18 protein-coding genes are annotated in these 21,326 nt (G+C 61.9%); 12 read left to right on the forward strand and 6 right to left on the reverse strand.

The features are described 5' to 3' along the window. Positions 1-29 precede the first annotated feature (29 nt). A complete protein-coding gene (gene dapC, locus AD670_RS22005; RefSeq protein ID WP_053137269.1) occupies positions 30-1,229 on the forward strand; it encodes a succinyldiaminopimelate transaminase in 1,200 nt (399 codons plus the stop codon). Positions 1,230-1,241: 12 nt separating this feature from the next. Here the strand turns inward: dapC and AD670_RS22010 are convergent, their stop codons facing one another. After that, on the reverse strand, positions 1,242-2,885 hold the full coding sequence (locus AD670_RS22010) for a Na+/H+ antiporter (protein ID WP_053137272.1): 1,644 nt from the start codon (positions 2,883-2,885) through the stop codon (positions 1,242-1,244). 281 nt (positions 2,886-3,166) lie between these two features. On the opposite strand from AD670_RS22010, the gene AD670_RS22015 reads away from it, so the two are divergent. The 4 genes from AD670_RS22015 to AD670_RS22030 all read left to right on the forward strand — a co-directional run bounded on the left by AD670_RS22015 (position 3,167) and on the right by AD670_RS22030 (position 6,222). Next, complete coding sequence (locus tag AD670_RS22015) at positions 3,167-3,475, forward strand: arsenate reductase (RefSeq protein WP_231982825.1); 309 nt, start codon at positions 3,167-3,169, stop codon at positions 3,473-3,475. 32 nt (positions 3,476-3,507) lie between these two features. Continuing rightward, on the forward strand, positions 3,508-4,542 hold the full coding sequence (gene dapD, locus AD670_RS22020; protein ID WP_053137279.1) for a 2,3,4,5-tetrahydropyridine-2,6-dicarboxylate N-succinyltransferase: 1,035 nt from the start codon (positions 3,508-3,510) through the stop codon (positions 4,540-4,542). Between the two features lie 64 nt (positions 4,543-4,606). Next, complete coding sequence (locus AD670_RS22025; protein WP_053137282.1) at positions 4,607-5,812, forward strand: aminotransferase class V-fold PLP-dependent enzyme; 1,206 nt, start codon at positions 4,607-4,609, stop codon at positions 5,810-5,812. Next, positions 5,809-6,222 carry a SufE family protein gene (locus AD670_RS22030; protein WP_053137285.1) on the forward strand — a complete coding sequence of 138 codons (414 nt, stop codon included), beginning with the start codon at positions 5,809-5,811 and terminating at the stop codon, positions 6,220-6,222. Before AD670_RS22025 ends, AD670_RS22030 begins: the two co-directional genes overlap by 4 nt. Positions 6,223-6,242: 20 nt before the next feature. On the opposite strand, the gene tcdA is transcribed toward AD670_RS22030, so the two are convergent. Continuing rightward, positions 6,243-7,052 carry a tRNA cyclic N6-threonylcarbamoyladenosine(37) synthase TcdA gene (gene tcdA, locus AD670_RS22035; RefSeq protein WP_027604488.1) on the reverse strand — a complete coding sequence of 270 codons (810 nt, stop codon included), beginning with the start codon at positions 7,050-7,052 and terminating at the stop codon, positions 6,243-6,245. A 217-nt stretch (positions 7,053-7,269) separates the two neighbouring features. On the opposite strand from tcdA, the gene AD670_RS22040 reads away from it, so the two are divergent. From AD670_RS22040 to AD670_RS22055, 4 genes are all read left to right on the forward strand, one after another. Continuing rightward, on the forward strand, positions 7,270-9,861 hold the full coding sequence (locus tag AD670_RS22040) for a glycosyltransferase (RefSeq protein WP_053137291.1): 2,592 nt from the start codon (positions 7,270-7,272) through the stop codon (positions 9,859-9,861). Positions 9,862-9,972: 111 nt separating this feature from the next. Beyond that, entirely contained in the window at positions 9,973-11,124 is a 1,152-nt protein-coding gene (dapE, locus tag AD670_RS22045; protein WP_053137294.1) for a succinyl-diaminopimelate desuccinylase, read from the forward strand. Next, positions 11,124-11,933, forward strand: coding sequence for a putative RNA methyltransferase (locus AD670_RS22050; RefSeq protein ID WP_053137298.1), 810 nt, complete (start codon positions 11,124-11,126; stop codon positions 11,931-11,933). Before dapE ends, AD670_RS22050 begins: the two co-directional genes overlap by 1 nt. A 54-nt stretch (positions 11,934-11,987) precedes the next feature. Continuing rightward, positions 11,988-12,365, forward strand: a complete 378-nt coding sequence (locus tag AD670_RS22055; protein ID WP_053137301.1) for a hypothetical protein — start codon at positions 11,988-11,990, stop codon at positions 12,363-12,365. Positions 12,366-12,434: 69 nt separating this feature from the next. On the opposite strand, the gene AD670_RS22060 is transcribed toward AD670_RS22055, so the two are convergent. Further along, the gene (locus AD670_RS22060; RefSeq protein ID WP_017529713.1) at positions 12,435-12,644 is read right to left on the reverse strand and encodes a cold shock domain-containing protein; all 210 of its coding nucleotides are present in this window, start codon (positions 12,642-12,644) and stop codon (positions 12,435-12,437) included. Between the two features lie 180 nt (positions 12,645-12,824). Between AD670_RS22060 and plsB the strand changes: the two genes are divergently transcribed. The 3 genes from plsB to AD670_RS22075 are packed head-to-tail and all read left to right on the forward strand — an operon-like array spanning position 12,825 to position 16,497. After that, positions 12,825-15,329, forward strand: a complete 2,505-nt coding sequence (gene plsB, locus AD670_RS22065) for a glycerol-3-phosphate 1-O-acyltransferase PlsB (protein ID WP_053137304.1) — start codon at positions 12,825-12,827, stop codon at positions 15,327-15,329. A gap of 51 nt (positions 15,330-15,380) precedes the next feature. Beyond that, positions 15,381-15,782 carry a YbaY family lipoprotein gene (locus AD670_RS22070; RefSeq protein WP_053137307.1) on the forward strand — a complete coding sequence of 134 codons (402 nt, stop codon included), beginning with the start codon at positions 15,381-15,383 and terminating at the stop codon, positions 15,780-15,782. A gap of 25 nt (positions 15,783-15,807) precedes the next feature. Continuing rightward, positions 15,808-16,497 (forward strand): DUF4197 domain-containing protein, encoded by a 690-nt coding sequence (locus AD670_RS22075; RefSeq protein WP_053137310.1) that lies wholly within the window; start codon positions 15,808-15,810, stop codon positions 16,495-16,497. A gap of 36 nt (positions 16,498-16,533) precedes the next feature. On the opposite strand, the gene AD670_RS22080 is transcribed toward AD670_RS22075, so the two are convergent. Genes AD670_RS22080 through AD670_RS22090 form a run of 3 tightly spaced genes read right to left on the reverse strand, consistent with a single transcriptional unit; the run spans position 16,534 to position 21,302 of the window. Beyond that, a complete protein-coding gene (locus tag AD670_RS22080; protein ID WP_053137313.1) occupies positions 16,534-17,127 on the reverse strand; it encodes a LysE family translocator in 594 nt (197 codons plus the stop codon). A 2-nt stretch (positions 17,128-17,129) separates the two neighbouring features. Beyond that, positions 17,130-20,195: an efflux RND transporter permease subunit gene (locus AD670_RS22085; protein WP_053137316.1), complete on the reverse strand. Its 3,066-nt coding sequence runs from the start codon at positions 20,193-20,195 to the stop codon at positions 17,130-17,132. A 6-nt stretch (positions 20,196-20,201) separates the two neighbouring features. After that, positions 20,202-21,302, reverse strand: coding sequence for an efflux RND transporter periplasmic adaptor subunit (locus tag AD670_RS22090; protein WP_053137319.1), 1,101 nt, complete (start codon positions 21,300-21,302; stop codon positions 20,202-20,204). Positions 21,303-21,326 lie beyond the last annotated feature (24 nt).

The raw sequence follows: 21,326 nt of genomic DNA on the forward strand, positions 1-21,326 counted from the left end.
GCTTCCAATGAATTGAACGAGATCCACCGATGAACAACGCCCTGAACCAGCTGCAGCCTTACCCGTTCGAGAAACTGCGCGCCCTGCTCGGCAGCGTTACGCCAAACCCGGACAAACGCCCAATCGCGCTGTCCATCGGCGAACCCAAGCATAAGTCCCCGACGTTCGTCGCCGAGGCACTGAGCAATAACCTCGACCAGATGGCGGTGTACCCGACCACCCTGGGCATCCCGGCTTTGCGCGAGGCCATCGGCGCCTGGTGCGAACGCCGCTTCAACATGCCCAAGAGCTGGCTGGACCCGGCGCGCAATATCCTGCCGGTCAACGGCACCCGTGAAGCGCTGTTCGCCTTCACCCAGACCGTGGTCAACCGTGGCGACGACGCGCTGGTGGTCAGCCCGAACCCGTTCTACCAGATCTACGAAGGCGCCGCGTTCCTGGCCGGGGCCAAGCCGCACTACCTGCCATGCCTGGATGAAAACGGCTTCAACCCGGATTTCGACGCCGTGTCGCCGGACATCTGGAAACGCTGCCAGATCCTGTTCCTGTGCTCCCCCGGCAACCCGACCGGCGCGCTGATCCCGGTCGAGACCCTGAAAAAACTCATCGCCCTGGCCGACGAATACGACTTCGTCATCGCTGCTGACGAGTGCTACAGCGAACTCTACTTCGACGAACAAACCCCACCGCCGGGCCTGCTCAGCGCATGTGTCGAACTGGGCCGCCAGGACTTCAAGCGCTGTGTGGTATTCCATAGCCTGTCCAAGCGCTCCAACCTGCCAGGCCTGCGCTCCGGCTTCGTGGCCGGCGACGCCGAGATCCTCAAGGGCTTCCTGCTGTACCGCACCTACCACGGCTGTGCGATGCCGGTTCAAACCCAACTGGCCAGCATCGCCGCATGGCAGGACGAGGCCCATGTGCAGGCCAACCGAGACCTGTACCGCGAAAAGTTTGACGCCGTGCTGGCGATCCTCAAGCCCGTGCTGGACGTACAGGCCCCGGATGGCGGGTTCTATCTGTGGCCGAATGTGCAGGGCGATGATGCCGCGTTCTGCCGCGACCTGTTCGTGGAGGAGCACGTGACGGTGGTGCCGGGTTCGTACCTGTCGCGGGAAGTCGAGGGCGTCAACCCCGGCGCCGGGCGTGTGCGCCTGGCGCTGGTGGCACCCCTGGCGGAGTGCGTGGAAGCCGCTGAACGGATGCGGGATTTTATCCAGCGTCGTCGGTAAACGCCTTGCGGGTCATTTCACCTGACCCAGATTCGCTTCACTCATGTCCAGCTCCGCCAACACCTCCCTCAAGACGTCATCACCAATCTGGTGATGACGGCTCAGGCTATACAACTCCAGGCGTTGCGCGCGCAGGGCCTTGAGCCGCAGCTTGCGCTCAAGCAGATCCATTTGCTGCGCCAGCGCCTGGGCTTCCGCCGAGTCATTGAACACCTCCAACTGATGGCGATATTCCGACATCAACCGCGCCTTTAGCTCAGTGGCCAATGCGGCCTGGGCGGCGTCCTGGGTTTCGGTTTCTGTCGGCTCTTCGGCCTCCAAGGCGTGGATTGCGGCGACAGCGGTCTTTTTCCAAGCTTCACGCACTTCGTTGTGGCGCTTTTCATCGGGGCTTTTTTCGATCCCGCGCAACAGCATCGGCAAGGCGATGCAGGCAGCGATCAGCGACAGCAGGATCACGCCAGCAGCGATGAAAATCAGCAGGTCACGCTCAGGAAAGTCTTTGCCCGGCGCCAGCAACAAAGGCACCGACATCACACCGGCCAAGGTCACCGCACCGCGCACACCGCCCACGGTCAGCAACCAACAGGACCGTGCGGTGGGCACCAGGGTCAGTTCACTTTTCCCACGTAGGCGACGGAGCAAACCCGACAAGCGCCAGATGCTCTGCACCCAGATAAAGCGCAACACCACCAGCACCAGGAAGATCGCAATCACATCCAGGCAGCGATACAGCAAGGTCGGCCACAATGTCGGTTCATGGCTGACCACGGCTTTGATGATGTCCGGCAATTGCAGGCCCAGCAGCAGGAAGATCAGACCGTTGAAGGCAAACTCCAGCAATGACCAGACACTGCGATTGAGCAGGCGCGTACTGGTCTGGCGGGGCAGCAGGTCGAGCCAGCTTTGCATCATGCCCGCCGCCACCGCCGACAAGATGCCCGAGGCCCCAAGGCGTTCGGCCAGCACGTAGGCCGCAAACGGCAGCAGCAACATGAACACCACGTGGGTCGCCGGGTCATCCCAACCTCGAGCAATCATCCAGGCACGCAGGCGGCCGACCAGCCAGCTCAACGCCACGCCCACCGCCAGGCCACCGACAGCCACCAGCACGAACGTCAGGCTGGCATCCGCGAGCGAAAAGATTCCGGTCAATGCCGCCGCCAGGGCAAACTTAAACGTCACCAGGCCCGAAGCATCATTCATCAGGGCCTCGCCCTGGAGCATATGCATCAGAGGCGTCGGCAAGCGGTTCTGAGCGATCGCCGACACGGCCACGGCATCCGTCGGCGACAACACAGCTGCGAGGGCGAAGGCCACCGGCAGCGGGATCGTCGGCAATAGCCAATGAATGAAGTAACCAGCACCGACCACGGTGAACAGCACCAGCCCGACGGCCAGCGTCAGGATCGGCCCGCGCAGGCGCCACAATTCGCGCTTGGGCATGCGCCAGCCATCGGAGAACAGCAACGGTGGCAGGAACAGAAACAGGAACAACTCCGGGTCCAGCGCCACATGCAGCCCCAGCGTGGGCCAGGCGAGCAACGCGCCAGCGGCAATCTGCACCAGAGGCAACGGCAGGGGGATGACACGCCCGACCAGACGCGAAACGCTGACCAGCATCAGCAGGATAAGAACGGTGTAGGCGGTTTGCATAACGCGGTTTTCCCGGACAATCGACTTGCAACGACACACATCAGGCAACAACTGGCAGTTGAAGTGCCATATTACCCGGCTATGTTACCGGCCTATGCTGCGCGCTGGCTTTTGCACAAAAGTCGCACGACGCTGACGAGCGGCACTCAAACGTGCTGGTCGTGGCATAATCCGTGATCTTTCGGTTTCATCCGCACACGACATCAGATCAGAGGGGGGGCAATTCCTTGACCGCTTCAAGCAAAACGTTGCACCTTTTCGGCATCAAAGCCTGCGACACCATGAAAAAGGCGCGCACCTGGCTCGATGAGCACGCTGTGAGCTATGAGTTCCACGACTACAAAACGGCCGGTATCGACCGCGAACACTTGACCCAATGGTGCAACGAGCACGGTTGGCAGGTGGTTTTGAACCGTGCGGGCACCACCTTTCGCAAACTCGAAGACGAACGCAAAGCCGATCTCGATCAGTCGAAAGCCATTGAATTGATGCTCGCACAACCTTCGATGATCAAGCGCCCGGTGCTTGATCTCGGTGACAGAACCCTGATTGGCTTCAAGCCAGATAGCTATTCGGCAGCCCTCAAGTAGGCCAGCCCTTCCATTTTTGTAGAGGTAACAGCATGTCCAATTCCCTGTTCAGCCTGGGCTTCGGCGTCGGCACTCAGAACCGCCAAGGTGCTTGGCTGGAAGTGTTTTACGCACAACCCTTGCTCAACCCATCGGCTGAAATCGTCGCTGCCATTGCGCCGATCCTCGGCTACAACGAAGGCAACCAGGCGATCACCTTCACCGTCGCCCAGGCCCTGCAACTGGCTGACGCGCTCAAAGGCGTCGACGCTGTCCAAGCCGCGCTGCTGAGCCGCCTGGCAGAAAGCCACACGCCGCTGGTCGCCACGTTGCTGGCCGAGGACGCCGCACTGACGTCTACCCCCGAGGCCTACCTCAAGCTGCACCTGTTGTCCCATCGCCTGGTCAAGCCACACGGCCTGAGCCTCGCCGGTGTGTTCCCGCAACTGCCGAACGTGGCCTGGACCAGCCAGGGTGCGATCGACATCAATGAGCTGGCCGAACGCCAACTGGAAGCACGCCTGCGTGGCGAACTGCTGGAAGTGTTCTCGGTGGACAAGTTCCCGAAAATGACCGACTACGTGGTGCCGAGCGGCGTGCGTATCGCTGACGCCGCGCGTATCCGCCTCGGCGCCTACGTGGGCGAAGGCACCACCGTGATGCACGAAGGTTTCGTCAACTTCAACGCCGGCACCGAAGGCCCGGGCATGATCGAAGGCCGCGTATCGGCTGGCGTGTTCGTCGGCAAGGGTTCGGACCTGGGCGGCGGTTGCTCGACCATGGGCACCCTGTCGGGCGGCGGCAACATCGTGATCAAGGTCGGCGAAGGCTGCCTGATCGGCGCCAACGCCGGTATCGGTATCCCATTGGGCGACCGCAACACAGTGGAATCGGGCCTGTATGTCACCGCCGGCACCAAGGTTGCACTGCTGGACGAGTCGAACCAACTGGTCAAGGTGGTCAAGGCGCGCGAACTGGCCGGCCAACCGGACCTGCTGTTCCGCCGTAACTCCGAGACCGGTGCCGTGGAGTGCAAAACCCACAAATCGGCCATCGAACTGAACGAAGCGCTGCACGCTCACAACTAAGCAGCCACTCGATGCCACTAGCGGGCCCCGACCCTGGGGCTCGCTTATACGAGTCTTGAACACCATGCTAGTGCCCTCCCCCTGGCGCGCCGATTTCCCGGCCATCGCCGCCCTGCAACGGCAAGACCAGACCTATCTGGACAACGCCGCCACCACGCAAAAACCCCAAGCCCTGCTGGACGCCATCAGCCATTACTACGCCAATGGCGCCGCCAATGTGCACCGTGCCCAGCATTTGCCGGGTGCCCATGCGACCCAGGCTTTCGAGGACAGTCGCAGCAAGGTTGCGCAGTGGTTGAATGCAGGTGACAGCGGGCAAATTATCTTCACCCACGGCGCGACATCAGCGCTGAACCTCTTGGCCTACGGCCTTGAGCACTTATTCAATGCGGGCGATGAAATTGTCATCAGCGCCCTGGAACACCACGCCAACCTGTTGCCGTGGCAGCAACTGGCCAAGCGTCGCGCGCTCAACCTGGTGGTATTGCCACTCGACGATGACGGCGTGATCGACCTGCAAGCCGCCGCCGCGTTGATCGGCCCGCGTACGCGCCTGCTGGCGGTGAGCCAACTGTCCAACGTCCTCGGCACCTGGCAACCGCTGCAAGCCTTGCTGGCATTGGCCCAGACCCACGGCGCCGTGACCGTGGTCGATGGCGCCCAAGGCATCGTCCACGGCCGCCATGACGTGCAGGCACTGGGCTGCGACTTCTATGTATTTTCCAGCCACAAGCTGTACGGCCCGGACGGCGTCGGCGTGCTCTATGGCCGCAACGAGGCCCTGCATCACCTGCGCCATTGGCAATTTGGTGGCGAGATGGTGCAACAGGCTGAGTACCAAAGCGCGAGCTTTCGCCCGGCACCGCTGGGTTTCGAGGCCGGCACCCCGCCGATTGCCGGTGTGATCGGCCTGGGCGCGTCCCTGGACTACCTGAGTTCGCTGGATCAGCACGCGGCGCTCGCCCATGAAGCGGCCCTGCATGACTACCTGCTGCGCGGGCTGAAGGCGCGCAATGGCGTCCGTGTGCTGGGTTCGCCGCAGGCGGCGCTGGTCAGCTTTGTGGTCGAGGGCGTGCACAACGCCGACCTCGCGCACCTGCTGACCGAGCAAGGCATTGCCGTACGTGCCGGCCATCATTGCGCAATGCCGCTGCTCAAGGCCATGCACTTGTCGGGGGCGATCCGCGTCTCCCTGGCGCTGTATAACGACTCCGATGACCTGGAACGCTTCTTCGAAGCGCTGGATCAGGCGCTGGATATGCTGCGATGAGCCTGCCGGTGGAAGCGGTTGCCGCGTTGGAGGCCTTTCAGTCGGTGGGCAGCTGGGAGCAACGCGCTCGAATGCTGATGCAGTGGGGCGAGCGCCTGCCCGTATTGGCGGATGAGGATAAGGTCGATGCCAATCTCGTGCAGGGCTGTGAAAGCCTGGTGTGGTTGGTCGGGCGCTTGCACGATGGCCACTGGCAGTTCGCCGCCAGCAGTGAGGCCCGCATGATTCGTGGCTTGGTCGCATTGCTGCTGGCGCGGGTCAATGGGTTGTCGGCGGACGACTTGCAGGCGGTCGACTTGCCTGACTGGTTCAATCAACTGGGGCTTTCTCGACAACTGTCGCCGTCGCGCAGCAATGGGCTGAATGCAGTCCTGCAGCGCATGCGCGAACTCAGTCATACCCACATTTGAACCGTGTAACGTTCTGAGACTCAGGCGGGCTTGACCCGCTCCGAGGGCCTGCGCACCCCGGCCACAATCTTGTCCACTGCCTTGGTCGCCGCGACCATGCCGAATGTGGCCGTCACCATCATTACCGCGCCAAACCCGCCGGCGCAGTCGAGCTTCACCCCATCACCGACAAAACTCTTCTGCAAACAGATGCTGCCATCCGGCTTGGGGTAGCGCAGTTGCTCGGTGGAAAACACGCACGGCACGCTGTAATGACGGGTCACCGTGCGGGAAAAGCCGTAGTCACGGCGCAGCGTAGAGCGCACTTTCGACGCCAAGGGGTCATTAAAGGTACGGTTCAGGTCGCATACCTGGATCAGCGTCGGGTCGATCTGCCCGCCGGCGCCGCCGGTGGTGATGATCTGGATCTTGCGGCGCTTGCACCAGGCGATCAGCGCGGCCTTGGCGTTGACGGCGTCGATGCAGTCGATCACGCAATCGATGTTGGGCGTGATGTATTCGGCCATGGTGTCGCGGGTCACGAAGTCCGCCACCGCATGCACCGTGCAATCCGGGTTGATAGCGCGCAGGCGCTCGGCCATCACTTCGACCTTGGGCTTGCCCACGGTGCTGTCCAAGGCGTGCAGTTGGCGGTTGCTGTTGCTGACACACACGTCGTCCAGGTCGAACAGCGAGATCTCGCCCACCCCGCAACGGGCCATGGCTTCCGCTGCCCACGAGCCGACGCCACCGACGCCGACAATCGCCACATGGGCCGCTTTCAAGCGTTCCAGGCCTTCAATGCCATACAAGCGGGCGACGCCTGCAAACCGCGGATCTTCTGTGCTCATGACCATTACCCCAAAAACCGGCGCGCATTATGGACTACATAGCGACAAGTTCGAAGCTACAAGCTACAAGTAAAGAACTTAGAGGCTGTTTCGCTGACTAACGTCCGGCTTTTCTCTGTCTGCTATACGCTCATGGAGCGGCCGGTGTAGGATGCGCGCCGTTCGGCGCAGGCCGACACCTCTTTTCGTTCCGCACCCTTTGGAACCCGAAATAGCCATGTCATCGCGTAAATTTGGACTCAACCTGGTGGTGGTGCTGGCAATTGCCGCGCTGTTCACCGGCTTCTGGGCGTTGATCAACCGCCCGGTCACTGCTCCCAACTGGCCTGAGCAGATCTCCGGTTTTTCCTACTCGCCGTTCCAGCAAGGCCAGTTCCCGCAGAAAGACCAGTACCCCACCGACGAGCAGATGCGTCGCGATCTGGAGATCATGAGCAAGCTGACGGACAACATCCGTACTTACTCGGTCGACGGCACATTGGGTGACATTCCCAAGCTCGCCGAAGAGTTCGGCCTGCGCGTAACGCTGGGGATCTGGATCAGCCCGGACCTGGAGCGTAACGAGCGCGAAGTCCAGCGCGCCATCGAGATCGCCAACAGCTCGCGCAGTGTTGTGCGGGTTGTCGTCGGTAACGAGGCGCTGTTCCGTGAAGAGATCACCCCTGAAGCACTGATCGTGCTGCTGGACCGGGTGCGCGGCGCCGTGAAAGTACCGGTGACGACCTCCGAGCAATGGCATATCTGGGAAAAGAATCCGCAACTGGCCAAGCACGTCGACCTGATCGCCGCGCACATCCTGCCGTTCTGGGAGTACATCCCGATGGACAAGGCCGGCCAGTACGTACTCGACCGCGCCAAGGACCTGAAGAAACTGTTCCCGAAAAAGCCACTGCTGCTGTCGGAAGTGGGCTGGCCAAGTAACGGCCGGATGCGCGGCGGGAATGAAACGTCCCCGGCAGACCAGGCGATTTACCTGCGCACGCTGGTGAACAAGCTCAACCGCCAGGGCTACAACTACTTCGTGATCGAGGCCTTCGACCAGCCGTGGAAAGTCAGCGACGAAGGCTCGGCCGGCGCGTATTGGGGCGTGTACAACGCCGCGCGCCAGCAGAAGTTCAACTTCGAAGGGCCCGTCGTTGCGATTCCGCAATGGCGCGTCCTGGCGATCGGATCGGTGGTGCTCGCACTGCTGTCCCTGACCCTGCTGATGATCGACGGCTCATCCCTGCGCCAGCGTGGCCGCACCTTCCTGACCTTTATCGCGTTCCTCTGCGGTTCGGTACTGGTGTGGATCGGCTACGACTACAGTCAGCAATACAGCACGTGGTTCAGCGTGACCGTCGGTATCTTGCTCGCGCTGGGCGCCCTGGGCGTGTTTATCGTGCTGCTGACCGAAGCCCACGAACTGGCGGAAGCGGTCTGGACGCACAAGCGTCGACGTGAATTCCTGCCGGTGGAAGGCGATTCGGACTACCGCCCGAAAGTGTCGATCCATGTGCCGTGCTACAACGAGCCGCCAGAGATGGTCAAACAGACCCTCGACGCCCTGGCCGCCCTCGATTACCCGGACTACGAAGTCCTGATCATCGACAACAACACCAAAGACCCGGCGGTGTGGGAGCCGGTACGCGACTACTGCGAAACCCTGGGCCCGCGCTTCAAGTTCTTCCACGTCGCGCCCCTGGCCGGTTTCAAGGGCGGTGCTCTGAACTACCTGATCCCGCACACCGCCAAGGATGCCGAAGTGATCGCGGTGATCGACTCGGACTACTGCGTGTCGCCGAACTGGCTCAAGCATATGGTGCCGCACTTCGCCGCCCCGAAAATCGCCGTGGTGCAGTCGCCACAGGACTACCGCGACCAGAACGAAAGCACGTTCAAGAAGCTCTGCTACGCCGAATACAAAGGCTTCTTCCATATCGGCATGGTCACCCGTAACGACCGCGACGCGATCATTCAGCACGGCACCATGACCATGACCCGTCGCTCGGTGCTCGAAGAGCTTGGCTGGGCTGACTGGTGCATCTGCGAAGACGCCGAACTGGGCCTGCGCGTGTTCGAGAAAGGTCTGTCGGCGGCGTATTACCACGACAGCTACGGCAAGGGCCTGATGCCGGATACCTTTATCGACTTCAAGAAACAGCGTTTCCGCTGGGCCTATGGTGCGATCCAGATCATCAAGCGTCACACCGCCAGCCTGCTGCGTGGCAAAGACACCGAGCTGACCCGTGGCCAGCGCTACCACTTCCTCGCGGGCTGGTTGCCGTGGGTGGCGGACGGCATGAACATCTTCTTCACCGTCGGCGCGCTGTTGTGGTCGGCGGCGATGATCATCGTGCCGACGCGGGTCGACCCGCCGCTGCTGATTTTCGCGATCCCGCCGTTGGCGTTGTTCGTGTTCAAGGTGGGCAAGATCATCTTTCTCTACCGCCGTGCCGTGGGCGTGAACCTCAAGGATGCGTTCTGCGCCGCCCTGGCTGGCCTGGCGCTGTCCCACACCATCGCCAAGGCGGTGCTGTATGGCTTCTTCACCACCAGCATTCCGTTCTTTCGCACCCCGAAAAACGCGGATAACCACGGCTTCTGGGTAGCGATTTCCGAAGCCCGCGAAGAAATGTTCATCATGCTGCTGTTGTGGGGCGCCGCGCTGGGGATCTACCTGGTGCAAGGCCTGCCGAGCAATGACATCCGTTTCTGGGTGGTGATGCTGCTGGTGCAATCGCTGCCGTATGTGGCGGCGTTGATCATGGCGTTCCTGTCGTCGCTGCCAAAACCGGCAGTGGCACCTGAGCCTGCACCTGCGGCTTAAAAACTTGCGCAATGCACTAAACGGCGGCCTCTGGCCGCCGTTTTGCTATAAGATAACGGCCGTTTTGTCTGCCCGCCCTGCTCTTCCAAACATGCTTTCCGGAGTTTTCCCATGACGGCCCATGCCGACCTTTCGCCGACCCTTCAACTTGCCATCGACCTGATCCGTCGCCCCTCGGTCACGCCGATCGACGCCGATTGCCAGAAGCTGATGATGCAGCGCCTGGGCGACGCCGGTTTTGCGCTGGAGCCGATGCGTATCGAGGACGTGGACAACTTCTGGGCCACCCATGGCAAGCACGACGGTCCAGTGCTGTGCTTCGCCGGCCACACCGACGTGGTCCCCACCGGCCCGGTGCAAGCCTGGCAGAACGACCCGTTCGACGCCTTGATCGACGAAAACGGCATGCTCTGCGGGCGTGGCGCGGCCGACATGAAGGGCAGCCTGGCGGCGATGCTGGTGGCGGCAGAGCGCTTCGTCCGCGACTACCCGGACCACAAGGGTTCGGTCGCTTTCCTGATCACCAGCGATGAAGAAGGCCCGGCGCACCACGGCACCAAGGCCGTGATCGAACGCCTGGCGGCGCGCAAGGAGCGCCTGGACTGGTGCATCGTCGGCGAGCCGTCGAGCACCACCCTGGTGGGCGATGTGGTCAAGAACGGCCGTCGCGGCTCCCTCGGCGCCACCCTGACCGTGCGCGGCGTGCAAGGCCACGTGGCCTACCCGCACCTGGCGAAGAACCCGATCCACCTGGCCGCACCGGCCCTGGCCGAACTGGCCGCCGAACACTGGGACGACGGCAACACCTTCTTCCCGCCGACCAGCTTCCAGATCTCCAACCTCAACTCCGGCACCGGCGCCACCAACGTGATTCCGGGTGACCTGACGGCGGTGTTCAACTTCCGTTTTTCCACCGAATCCACGGTCGAAGGCCTGCAACAGCGCGTTGCGGCGATTCTCGACAAGCATGACCTGGACTGGCATGTGGAGTGGGCGCTGTCGGGCCTGCCTTTTCTTACCGAGCCGGGCGCATTGCTCGATGCGGTGTCGGCCAGCATCAAGGCGATTACCGGGCGTGAGACCCAGGCCTCCACCAGTGGCGGCACCTCCGATGGGCGCTTCATTGCAACCCTTGGCACCCAGGTGGTCGAGTTGGGCCCGGTGAATGCGACGATCCACCAGGTCAACGAGCGGATCCTGGCCAGCGACCTCGATGTGCTGACCGAAATCTATTACCAGACCCTGATCAAGTTGCTCGCCTGATGCTTGCCTGCCCCATTTGCAGCGCACCGCTCAACGCGGTGGACAATGGCGTAGCGTGCCCGGCCGGGCACCGTTTCGACCGCGCGCGCCAGGGTTACCTGAACCTGTTGCCGGTGCAGCACAAGAACAGCCGCGACCCGGGCGACAACCTGGCGATGGTCGAGGCGCGCCGTGACTTTCTCAACGCCGGGCACTACGCCCCGGTGGCCAAGCGCCTGGCCGAGCTGGCCGCTGAACGCGCACCGCAGCGCTGGGTGGACATCGGGTGTGGCGAGGGTTACTACACCGCGCAAATCGCCGAGGCCCTGCCCCATGCCGATGGCTACGCGTTGGACATTTCCAAGGAAGCGGTCAAGCGCGCGTGCAAACGCAACCCGGCGCTGACCTGGTTGATCGCCAGCATGGCCCGCGTGCCCTTGGCCGACGCCAGCTGCCAGTTCCTCGCCAGTGTGTTCAGCCCGTTGGACTGGCAAGAGGCCAAGCGCCTGCTCAGCCCGGGCGGCGGCTTGATGAAAGTCGGCCCTACCAGCGGCCATCTGATGGAACTGCGCGAGCGCCTGTACGACGAAGTGCGCGAGTACACCGACGACAAGCACCTGGCCCTGGTGCCGGACGGCATGAGCCTGGCGCACAGCGAAACCCTGGAATTCAAGTTAAGCCTGGCCGAGCCCCAGGACCGCGCCAACCTGCTGGCCATGACCCCTCACGGCTGGCGCGCCAGTGCCGAACGCCGTGCCGAGGTGATCGAGGCGGCCGAGCCGCTGCTGGTCACGGTATCGATGCGCTACGATTATTTCGTGCTTCAATAACCGACTTTTAAACATCCGCGAATGGATTTTCGAATCCCGCAACGAGGAATATCCATGCGCCAACCCGATATCGAGATTTACCTGAAGGACGCCGACGTCGACTACAAGGCCATCGCCACCTGGCTGGGCGCCGCCCTGGGCCCGTGCAGCGACTGGGTCCAACGTGGCCAGACCTACAAGTGCAAGGCTGGTGACGTGCCCGTGACCTGGCTGCCGAAAGCCGTGGGCAAGTGGAACAGCCTGTATCTGGAAAGTGACCAGACGCCGTGGGAAGACGACATCGCCTGCGCCCGCGCGGCGTTTGCTGCGCTGAACGTGGAAGTGCGCTGCGCACCGGGGACATGGGTCGAGGAAGAAGGTGAAGAAAGCGCCGACACCTGGATACGCATCAGCGAAGACGGTGAAGAGCAGATCACCTGGAAAACTGCCTGAGTCTGAATTGCGAACCCAGTCAAATGTGGGAGGGGGCTTGCCCCCTCCCACATGGGTTCAGTGGTGAACTTACAGACCTACTACATCCTCCGCCTGCAACCCTTTCTCGCCGCTCACCACGGCGTATTCCACCTGCTGGCCCTCGGCCAATGAACGGTGGCCGTCACCGCGAATGGCGCGGTAGTGCACAAACACATCCTTGCCATCTTCACGTTGTATAAAGCCGTAGCCCTTGGCGTCGTTGAACCACTTCACATTGCCGGTTTCGCGCGTTGCCATCTGTTCACTCCCACTTGATTGTTATTGTTGAGTCGGTCGCGTTGAACTGCCGAGTATAAGACAGGCTCAAAAACGATCAACTCAAGTTTACATCGCTGCTTTTTTGCCGATTTTCGGCGAATACGGCACACTACCCGCCCGAGCGCCTGCTCGGTTTTTCCCACTTGAAGCAGCTCGCCTATGACCCGCTCCCCGTTCCGCCGTCTGGTATTTGGCACCTTGCGCCGACTGTTGTACCTCTGGGTTCGCTCAGAGACGATCAACCAGTCGTCCCTTACCCTCAACCTGGACCGCAGCCGGCCGGTGTTTTACGTCCTGCAATCGCCCTCCCTCACCGAATTGGCCGTGGTCGATGCCGAGTGCACCAAGGCCGGCCTGCCGCGCCCGGTGCTGCCGGTATCGGTGGGTCCGCTGATGGAGCCTGCGGCGTTCTTCTACCTCACACCCGAGCCGGACTGGCTCGGCCGTCAGGACAAGCGCGGCGCGCCGCCAACCCTGACCCGCCTGGTCAACACCCTCAGCGAACACGCCGAAGAGAATGCACAAATCATTCCGGTCAGCGTGTTCTGGGGGCAAACCCCTGCGAGCGAGTCCAGCCCGTGGAAACTGCTGTTTGCCGACAGCTGGGCGGTCACTGGGCGTCTACGCCGGTTGTTGAGCATCCTGATCCTGGGACGCAAGACCCGCGTGCAATTCTCCGCGCCCATCAACCTGCGTGAATTGATCGAGCACAATAAAGGCCACGAACGCACCGTGCGCATGGCCCAACGCATCCTGCGCGTGCACTTTCGTAACCTGAAGACTGCGGTGATCGGTCCCGATTTGTCCCACCGGCGCAATCTGGTCAAGGGCCTGGTCAACATGCCGCTGGTGCGCCAGGCCATTGCCGAGGAAGCCGAGCGGGAAAAAATCAGCCCGGAAAAAGCCAAGGCCCAGGCCCTGCGCTACGGCAACGAGATTGCCTCCGACTACACCTACACCGCGATCCGTTTCCTGGAAGTGGTGCTGAGCTGGTTCTGGAACAAAATCTACGACGGCATCAAGGTCAATAACATTGAGGGCGTGCAAAAGGTTGCCCAGGGCTACGAGGTGATTTATGTGCCTTGCCACCGCAGCCATATCGACTACCTGCTGCTGTCCTACCTGCTGTTCAAGAACGGCCTGACCCCGCCGCATATCGCCGCCGGCATCAACCTGAACATGCCGGTGATCGGCAGCCTGTTGCGCCGTGGCGGTGCGTTTTTCATGCGCCGCACCTTCAAGGGCAACCCGCTGTACACCTCGGTGTTCAACGAATACCTGCATACCCTCTTCACCAAGGGCTTCCCGGTGGAGTACTTCGTCGAAGGCGGGCGCTCGCGCACCGGGCGCATGCTGCAGCCGAAGACCGGGATGCTGGCGATCACCTTGCGCAGCTTCCTGCGCTCCTCGCGCATGCCGATCGTGTTCGTGCCGGTGTATATCGGCTATGAGCGCGTGCTCGAAGGCCGCACCTACCTCGGCGAACTGCGCGGGGCGAGCAAGAAGAAAGAATCGATCTTCGACATTTTCAAAGTGATCGGCGCACTCAAGCAGCGCTTTGGCCAGGTCGCGGTCAACTTCGGCGAGCCGATCAAGTTGGCGGAATTCCTCGACGCCGAGCAACCGGACTGGCGCGCCCAGGAACTGGGCCCGAACTACAAACCGGCCTGGCTCAACGAAACCACCAACCGCCTCGGCGAGCGGGTGGCCCGCCACCTGAACGAAGCCGCCGCCGTGAACCCGGTGAACCTGGTCGCCCTGGCCCTGCTGTCGACCACGCGCCTGGCCCTGGATGAACAGGCCATGGCCCGCCAGCTGGACCTGTACCTGGCGCTGCTGCGCCGCGTGCCTTATTCGCCGCACACCACCTTGCCCGAAGGCGATGGGCTGGCGCTGATCAAGCACGTCAAGGACATGAACCTGCTGTCGGAACAGAGCGATGCCCTGGGCAAGATTCTGTACCTGGACGAGCAGAACGCCGTCCTGATGACCTACTACCGCAACAACGTACTGCACATCTTCGCCCTGCCGGCGCTGTTGGCCAGCTTCTTCCAGAGCAGCTCGCGGATGAGCCGCGAGCAGATCCTGCGCTACACCCACGCGCTGTACCCGTACCTGCAATCGGAGCTGTTTATCCGCTGGTCGCTGGAAGAGCTGGATACCGTCGTCGACCAGTGGCTGGAGGCCTTTGTCGAACAAGGCCTGCTGCGCTTCGAAAACAATGTGTTCCTGCGCCCGGCACCGAGTTCGCGACACTTCGTGCTGCTGACGTTGCTGTCCAAGACCATCGCCCAGACCCTGCAACGCTTCTACATGGCGATCTCGCTGCTGCTCAACAGCGGCCAGAACAGCATCAGCGCCGAAGAGCTCGAAGACCTGTGCACGGTCATGGCCCAACGCCTGTCGATCCTGCATGGGCTCAATGCCCCGGAATTCTTCGACAAGAGCCTTTTCCGACATTTCATACAGACCTTGCTGGAACAAGATGTGCTGCGTCGCGATGAAGCGGGCAAGTTGAGCTATCACGACCTGCTCGGTGAACTGGCTGAGGGCGCAGCCAAGCGCGTGTTGCCGGCGGAGATTCGCTTGTCGATCCGCCAGGTGGCCTTGCACCGTGTGGATGGCGCAGCCGAAGCGCCGGTGGAAGCAGAAGAAACACGCTAGATTGAAGAAGGCGCCAGCTGGATGCTGGCGCCGTTGAAAAGGAGCTGCACCATGAAAAAGATCATCCTCCTGGGTCTCACCGCCCTGCTCGGAGCCTGCCAATCCATGCATCCAGCACCCAAGGCCAGCCTCGACGGCGAAGTGTTCTACCTGCAACGTATCGCCCTGCCGCCAACCGCCACCTTGAGTGTCAGCCTGCAGGACGTGTCCCTGGCCGATGCGCCTGCCGTGACCCTCGCCGAACAGAAAGGCCCGGTCAAAGGCCAGGTACCGCTGCCGTTTCACCTGACCTACGACCCCGCGCAGGTCAAGCCGGGCCACAGTTACTCGGTGAGCGCTCGCATCGAACTGGATGGCAGGCTACTGTTTATCACCACCGAACGGCACGCGGTGCAGCTCAACGGCCAGGATCCACAGCCGCTGCGCCTGCGCGTTGATGCGGTCGCTCACTGAATTTTACGAACATAAGGAAGCGCTCATGCTCCGCAACTCCCTTCGCCTCACTGCCCTGTGTGCCGGCCTGCTGCTCGGCGCCAATGCCATGGCTCTGGACCTTGGTAGCCTGTCCCAGGGCGACGCCAGCGGCGGCCTCAAGGACGCCCTGACCCAAGGTGCGCAGATCGCGGTGAAACAACTGGGTGTACCCGGCGGTTTCAGCAACAACCCTGAAGTGAAAATCGGCCTGCCGGGCAAGCTGGGCAAAGTCGCCGACAAGCTGAAAATGTTCGGCATGGGCGACCAGGTCACGCAGTTGGAAGACAGCATGAACAAAGCGGCGGAAACCGCCGTGACCCAGGCCCAGCCGATTCTGGTCAATGCGGTGAAGAACATGAGCGTGACCGACGCCAAGGGCATCCTCAGCGGCGGCCAGGACTCGGCCACCCAATACCTGAACAAAAGCAGCCGCGAAGCCATCCGCGCCAAGTTCCTGCCGATCGTCAAGGCCGCTACCGACAAGGTCGGCGTCGCCCAGCAATACAACGCCCTGGCCGGCAAGGCCGCCGCGTTTGGCGCCGTGGATGCCAAGAGCGCCAACGTCGAAAACTACGTGACCGAACAGGCGCTGGATGGTTTGTTCAAGATGATTGCGCAGCAGGAAGAGACGATTCGCAAGAACCCGGCGGCTGCGGCTACCAGCCTGGCGAAGAAGGTGTTTGGCGCACTTTAAGCCGTGGAAGAATCGCTCCCTGCAACGGGGAGCGATTCAATGCAGTACCGACTCAGCCAATCGCCCCACCGTCAACGTAGCAAAGCATCCCATTGCCAGCGCCGTCGCACGGTTGATCTTCAGGGGTGTCAGCCAGGCTTTTTGCAGCCCTTCGAAGCGACTGCCGAACACGATCCACGCAGACCCTACGGGTATCACCACCAATGCCAGTGTGGTCATGAACCCGGCATAGCCTTGCCATGTGGCAAAGCTGCCGGCCGGTGCAATGAACGACACGATCAACAGCCCCTTGGGGTTCATCAGCGTCAGCCAGAAGAAATTCAACCCACTGAAGCGATCACGGCCAGGATCGACGGTGCTGTTTTTGCGTTGCCAGAGCCGGTATGAGACATACAGCAGGTAACAGGCCGCCGCCAATTGCGTGAGCTTCGATGCCCACGGCGAATAGGCCGCCAGGTAGAGCAGTGCAACGCCCCACACCGAGACTTGCAGCAAGTAAGCCAGGCACTCGACCAGCGCCAACCACCAGGACGCGCGATAGCCAAACAGCACCCCGGCGCGAAACAGCAGGGTGTTGGTCGGGCCGGGGGCGAGTAATAACAACATCAGGGCTGAAACAGTAGCCAGCATGATTACACGACGTCCTTCCTCACTCGGAACCATGCAGCATACAGGGCCGGAAGGAACAATAGGGTCAACGCCGTCGCCACAATCAGCCCGCCCATGATTGCCACCGCCATCGGCCCGAAGAACACACTGCGCGACAGCGGAATCATCGCCAGCACCGCCGCCAGGGCAGTGAGCACAATCGGGCGGAAACGGCGCACGGTGGCTTCGATAATCGCCTGCCACGGAGCCAGGCCGGCCTTGATGTCCTGTTCGATCTGGTCCACCAGGATCACCGAGTTGCGCATGATCATCCCCGACAGCGCGATGGTGCCGAGCATGGCCACGAAGCCGAAGGGTTGGCGGAACACCAGCAGGAACAACGTGACACCAATCAGGCCCAACGGCGCGGTAAGAAACACCATCGCCGTGCGTGAGAAGCTGCGCAGTTGCAGCATCAGCAAGGTCAGCACCACCACGATAAACAGTGGCACGCCGGCCTTCACCGAGTTCTGCCCGCGCGCAGAATCCTCGACGGTGCCGCCGACGTCCAGCAGGTAGCCATCCGGCAGCTCGGCGCGCACGCCTTCGAGGGTCGGCAGGATCTGCTGCACCAGGGTCGCCGGTTGCTCCTTGCCGTAGATATCGGCGCGCACGGTCACCGTCGGCAGGCGGTTACGGTGCCAGATAATGCCCTCTTCAAAGCCGTATTCGAGGGTGGCGATCTGCGACAGTGCCACGCTCTTGCCGTTGTCGGTCGGTACCGCCAGGCTGGGCAGCAGCGACAACTCGGTGCGTTCGTGGACGGTGCCGCGCAGGAGGATTTCGATCAACTCGTTGTCCTCCCGGTATTGGCTGACGCTGGAGCCGGTGAGTGAGCTTTGCAGGAATTTCGACAGGTTGGCGGTGCTGACGCCAAGGGCGCGCGCGCGGTCCTGGTCGATATTGAGGTAGACGATCTTGCTCGGTTCTTCCCAGTCCAGGTGCACATTGACCACATGGGTATTTTCGCGAACCTTGGCCGCGACTTTGCGTGCGAGGGCGCGAACTTCCTCGATGTGTTCGCCGGTAACGCGAAACTGCACCGGATAGCCCACGGGCGGGCCGTTTTCCAGACGGGTGACGCGCGAGCGCAGGTCGGGAAATTGTTCGTTGAGGGTTTCGATCAGCCAGGTACGTAGGCTTTCGCGTTCCTCAATGGTTTTAGCCAACACCACGAACTGCGCAAAACTGGCCGCTGGCAGTTGCTGGTCCAGCGGCAGGTAGAAACGCGGCGACCCCGTACCGACGTAGGCCACGTAGTTCTCGATACCGGCGTGTTCCTTGAGCAAGGCTTCCAGGCGCTTGACCTGGTCAGCGGTGTTGCTCAGGGAAGCGCCTTCGGCCAGTTTCAGGTCAACCATCAATTCCTGGCGGCCTGAGGCCGGGAAGAACTGTTGCGGCACAAAGCGGAACAATGCCACCGAGCCGATAAACAGCAGCAGCGTGAGCACAATCACGGTTTTGCGCCGACGCACGCACCACTCCACCAAACGCCTTACACGTTGGTAGAACGGTGTGCCGTAGGGATCCGGGCCATCGGTGCCATGTTTGGCCGCGTGAATCTTCGCCAGGTCCGGCAGGAGCTTTTCCCCCAGGTACGGCACAAACACCACGGCGGCGATCCATGAGGCGAGTAACGCGATGGTCACTACCTGGAAGATCGAGCGTGTGTATTCACCTGTGCTCGACTGCGCGGTGGCAATCGGCAGGAAGCCCGCCGCCGTGATCAGCGTGCCGGTGAGCATCGGGAAAGCGGTGCTGGTCCAGGCAAAACTGGCCGCCTTGAGCCGGTCGTAGCCCTGCTCCATTTTGATTGCCATCATCTCCACGGCGATGATCGCGTCATCCACCAGCAGACCGAGGGCCAATACCAACGCGCCCAAGGAGATCTTGTGCAGGCCGATGCCGAGGTAATACATGGTGGCAAAGGTCATCGCCAGCACCAGCGGAATCGCCAGGGCCACCACCATGCCGGTGCGTACACCCAGGGAGAAAAAGCTCACCAGCAAGACAATCGCCAATGCCTCGGCCAACACCTGCACGAATTCTCCGACACTGGTTTTCACCGCTGCCGGTTGGTCTGAAACCTTGCGCAGCTCCATGCCCGCCGGAAGGTTCTTTTGCAAACGTGCGAATTCGCCTTCGAGGGCCTTGCCCAATACCAGAATATCGCCGCCATCACGCATGGCCACGGCCAGTCCGATAGCATCCGCCCCCATGTATCGCATGCGCGGTGCCGGTGGATCGTTGAAGCCGCGGTGAATGTCGGCTACATCGCCAATGCGAAAGGTTCGATCACCGACACGAATCGGAAAGTTGCGGATCTCTTCCACCGTCTTGAAGTTGCCCGACACACGCAATTGCACGCGCTCGCTCGGGGTTTCAAAGAAGCCGGCAGTGGATACCGCGTTCTGCTCCTGCAACGCCTGCTGCACAGCGGCCAACGGCAGGCCAAGGGTAGCGAGCTTGAGGTTGGACAGTTCGATCCAGATCTTCTCATCCTGTAGGCCAAGCAACTCGACCTTGCCCACATCCGCTACCCGTTGCAGCTGAATCTGGATGCGGTCGGCGTAGTCCTTGAGCACGGCATAGTCGAAGCCGTCGCCGGTCAGCGCGTAGATATTGCCGAAGGTGGTGCCGAACTCGTCGTTGAAAAACGGCCCCTGGATATCCGGGGGCAAGGTCTGGCGGATGTCGCTGATCTTCTTGCGCACCTGGTACCACAGCTCAGGAATCTGCACGGAGTGCATGGAGTCGCGTGCAATGAAGGTGACCGTGGACTCACCAGGGCGAGAGAAAGAGACAATGCGCTCGTATTCGCCGGTCTCCATCAGTTTTTTCTCGATACGCTCGGTGACCTGGCGCGAGACTTCCTGGGCCGTAGCGCCGGGCCAGTTGGTCTTGATCACCATGGCTTTGAAGGTGAACGGTGGGTCTTCGCTTTGCCCCAGCTTGGTGTAGGACAAGGTGCCGACCACCGCCAGCAGGATCATCAGGAACAGTACGATCTGGCGGTTACGCAACGCCCATTCGGAAAGATTGAAACTCATCGGGGACTACTCCTTGGCCGCCAGATTCACTACACGGTTGGAGCCATCCACTGGGCGTACCTGCTGGCCCTCGTGGAGCACATGCACACCGGCGGCAACCACCCAATCGGTGGGCGCCAGGCCTTCCAGCACCGGTACGGTTTTTTCGCCGAAGGCGCCGATGCGTACCGGCGTGCGCTTGAGGGTGTTGTCCGGCTGTACACGCCAGACGTAGGACGCACCGTTCTCCGCACTGAGGGCAGACAGCGGTACCGACAGCGGAACAACGCCGTCGGCCTGTATGAATACGCGAGCGCTCTGACCCAGTTCCGCCGGGACTTTGCCGCCGGTGAAGGCAACGCGAGCGGCGAAGGTCCGCGATTTTGGATCAGCCGCAGGCGACAGTTCACGAATGCGCCCGGTGAAACGCTGGCCCGGCTGGCTCCACAATTCCACGGCCACCGGCTGGCCGATCTTGAAGCGACCAAACCCTTGTTCGGGCAGGCTGATGAGCACTTCGCGCTCGCCATCGGTGGCCAGGGTGAACACGGTCTGGCCAGCGGAGACCACTTGGCCGACCTCTACTGCGCGCTTGGCCACGACGCCATCCTGCGGCGCGCGTAATACGGCGTAACCGGCCTGGTTACTGGCGACGTCGAACTCGGCCTTGATCTGCTTGAGACGCGCCTCACCGGAGCGGTAGAGGTTTTCGGAATTGTCGTACTGGGAACGGCTGACCATCTGACGGTCCATCAGGGTCTTGTAGCGATCACGCTCGGCGCGTACCAGGCTCAGGTTGGCCTCGGCAGCGGCGACCTGGGCACGGGTGGCTTCCAGTTGCAGGCGCACGTCTTGGGGATCCAGCTCCGCCAGCGGCTGGTTGGCCTTGACCCGCTCACCCTCCTCTACCAGGCGTTTGCTGACTTTGCCACCGATGCGAAAGGCCAGGTCCGGCTCATAGCGAGCGCGTACTTCACCGGGGTAGCTGTCCGTCGACTGCGCAGAGGGTTGCGGCTGCACCACCATGGCCGGGCGGACGGTGGTCTGGATCGGGTCTTCATGGCCGCAAGCGGACAGCAGGAAGACCAGGCAGACAGGCAACGCAAAGGGCAGGAAAGTGCTGCGCATGCTGAAGGACCTTTCGCAAATGAA

The organism is Pseudomonas sp. MIACH, from assembly GCF_001269925.1.
Taxonomy (GTDB): Bacteria; Pseudomonadota; Gammaproteobacteria; order Pseudomonadales; family Pseudomonadaceae; genus Aquipseudomonas.

Excerpts from the sequence above, each read along its gene's own strand:
- plsB (WP_053137304.1), top strand. The coding sequence starts at position 12,825 with ATGACCCGCTCCCCGTTCCGCCGTCTGGTATTTGGCACCTTGCGCCGA.
- AD670_RS22040 (WP_053137291.1), top strand. The coding sequence starts at position 7,270 with ATGTCATCGCGTAAATTTGGACTCAACCTGGTGGTGGTGCTGGCAATT.
- AD670_RS22090 (WP_053137319.1), bottom strand. The coding sequence starts at position 21,302 with ATGCGCAGCACTTTCCTGCCCTTTGCGTTGCCTGTCTGCCTGGTCTTC.
- dapC (WP_053137269.1), top strand. The coding sequence starts at position 30 with ATGAACAACGCCCTGAACCAGCTGCAGCCTTACCCGTTCGAGAAACTG.
- dapE (WP_053137294.1), top strand. The coding sequence starts at position 9,973 with ATGACGGCCCATGCCGACCTTTCGCCGACCCTTCAACTTGCCATCGAC.
- AD670_RS22075 (WP_053137310.1), top strand. The coding sequence starts at position 15,808 with ATGCTCCGCAACTCCCTTCGCCTCACTGCCCTGTGTGCCGGCCTGCTG.
- AD670_RS22070 (WP_053137307.1), top strand. The coding sequence starts at position 15,381 with ATGAAAAAGATCATCCTCCTGGGTCTCACCGCCCTGCTCGGAGCCTGC.
- tcdA (WP_027604488.1), bottom strand. The coding sequence starts at position 7,052 with ATGAGCACAGAAGATCCGCGGTTTGCAGGCGTCGCCCGCTTGTATGGC.
- AD670_RS22080 (WP_053137313.1), bottom strand. The coding sequence starts at position 17,127 with ATGCTGGCTACTGTTTCAGCCCTGATGTTGTTATTACTCGCCCCCGGC.
- AD670_RS22030 (WP_053137285.1), top strand. The coding sequence starts at position 5,809 with ATGAGCCTGCCGGTGGAAGCGGTTGCCGCGTTGGAGGCCTTTCAGTCG.
- AD670_RS22015 (WP_231982825.1), top strand. The coding sequence starts at position 3,167 with ATGAAAAAGGCGCGCACCTGGCTCGATGAGCACGCTGTGAGCTATGAG.
- dapD (WP_053137279.1), top strand. The coding sequence starts at position 3,508 with ATGTCCAATTCCCTGTTCAGCCTGGGCTTCGGCGTCGGCACTCAGAAC.
- AD670_RS22025 (WP_053137282.1), top strand. The coding sequence starts at position 4,607 with ATGCTAGTGCCCTCCCCCTGGCGCGCCGATTTCCCGGCCATCGCCGCC.
- AD670_RS22050 (WP_053137298.1), top strand. The coding sequence starts at position 11,124 with ATGCTTGCCTGCCCCATTTGCAGCGCACCGCTCAACGCGGTGGACAAT.
- AD670_RS22085 (WP_053137316.1), bottom strand. The coding sequence starts at position 20,195 with ATGAGTTTCAATCTTTCCGAATGGGCGTTGCGTAACCGCCAGATCGTA.
- AD670_RS22010 (WP_053137272.1), bottom strand. The coding sequence starts at position 2,885 with ATGCAAACCGCCTACACCGTTCTTATCCTGCTGATGCTGGTCAGCGTT.
- AD670_RS22055 (WP_053137301.1), top strand. The coding sequence starts at position 11,988 with ATGCGCCAACCCGATATCGAGATTTACCTGAAGGACGCCGACGTCGAC.
- AD670_RS22060 (WP_017529713.1), bottom strand. The coding sequence starts at position 12,644 with ATGGCAACGCGCGAAACCGGCAATGTGAAGTGGTTCAACGACGCCAAG.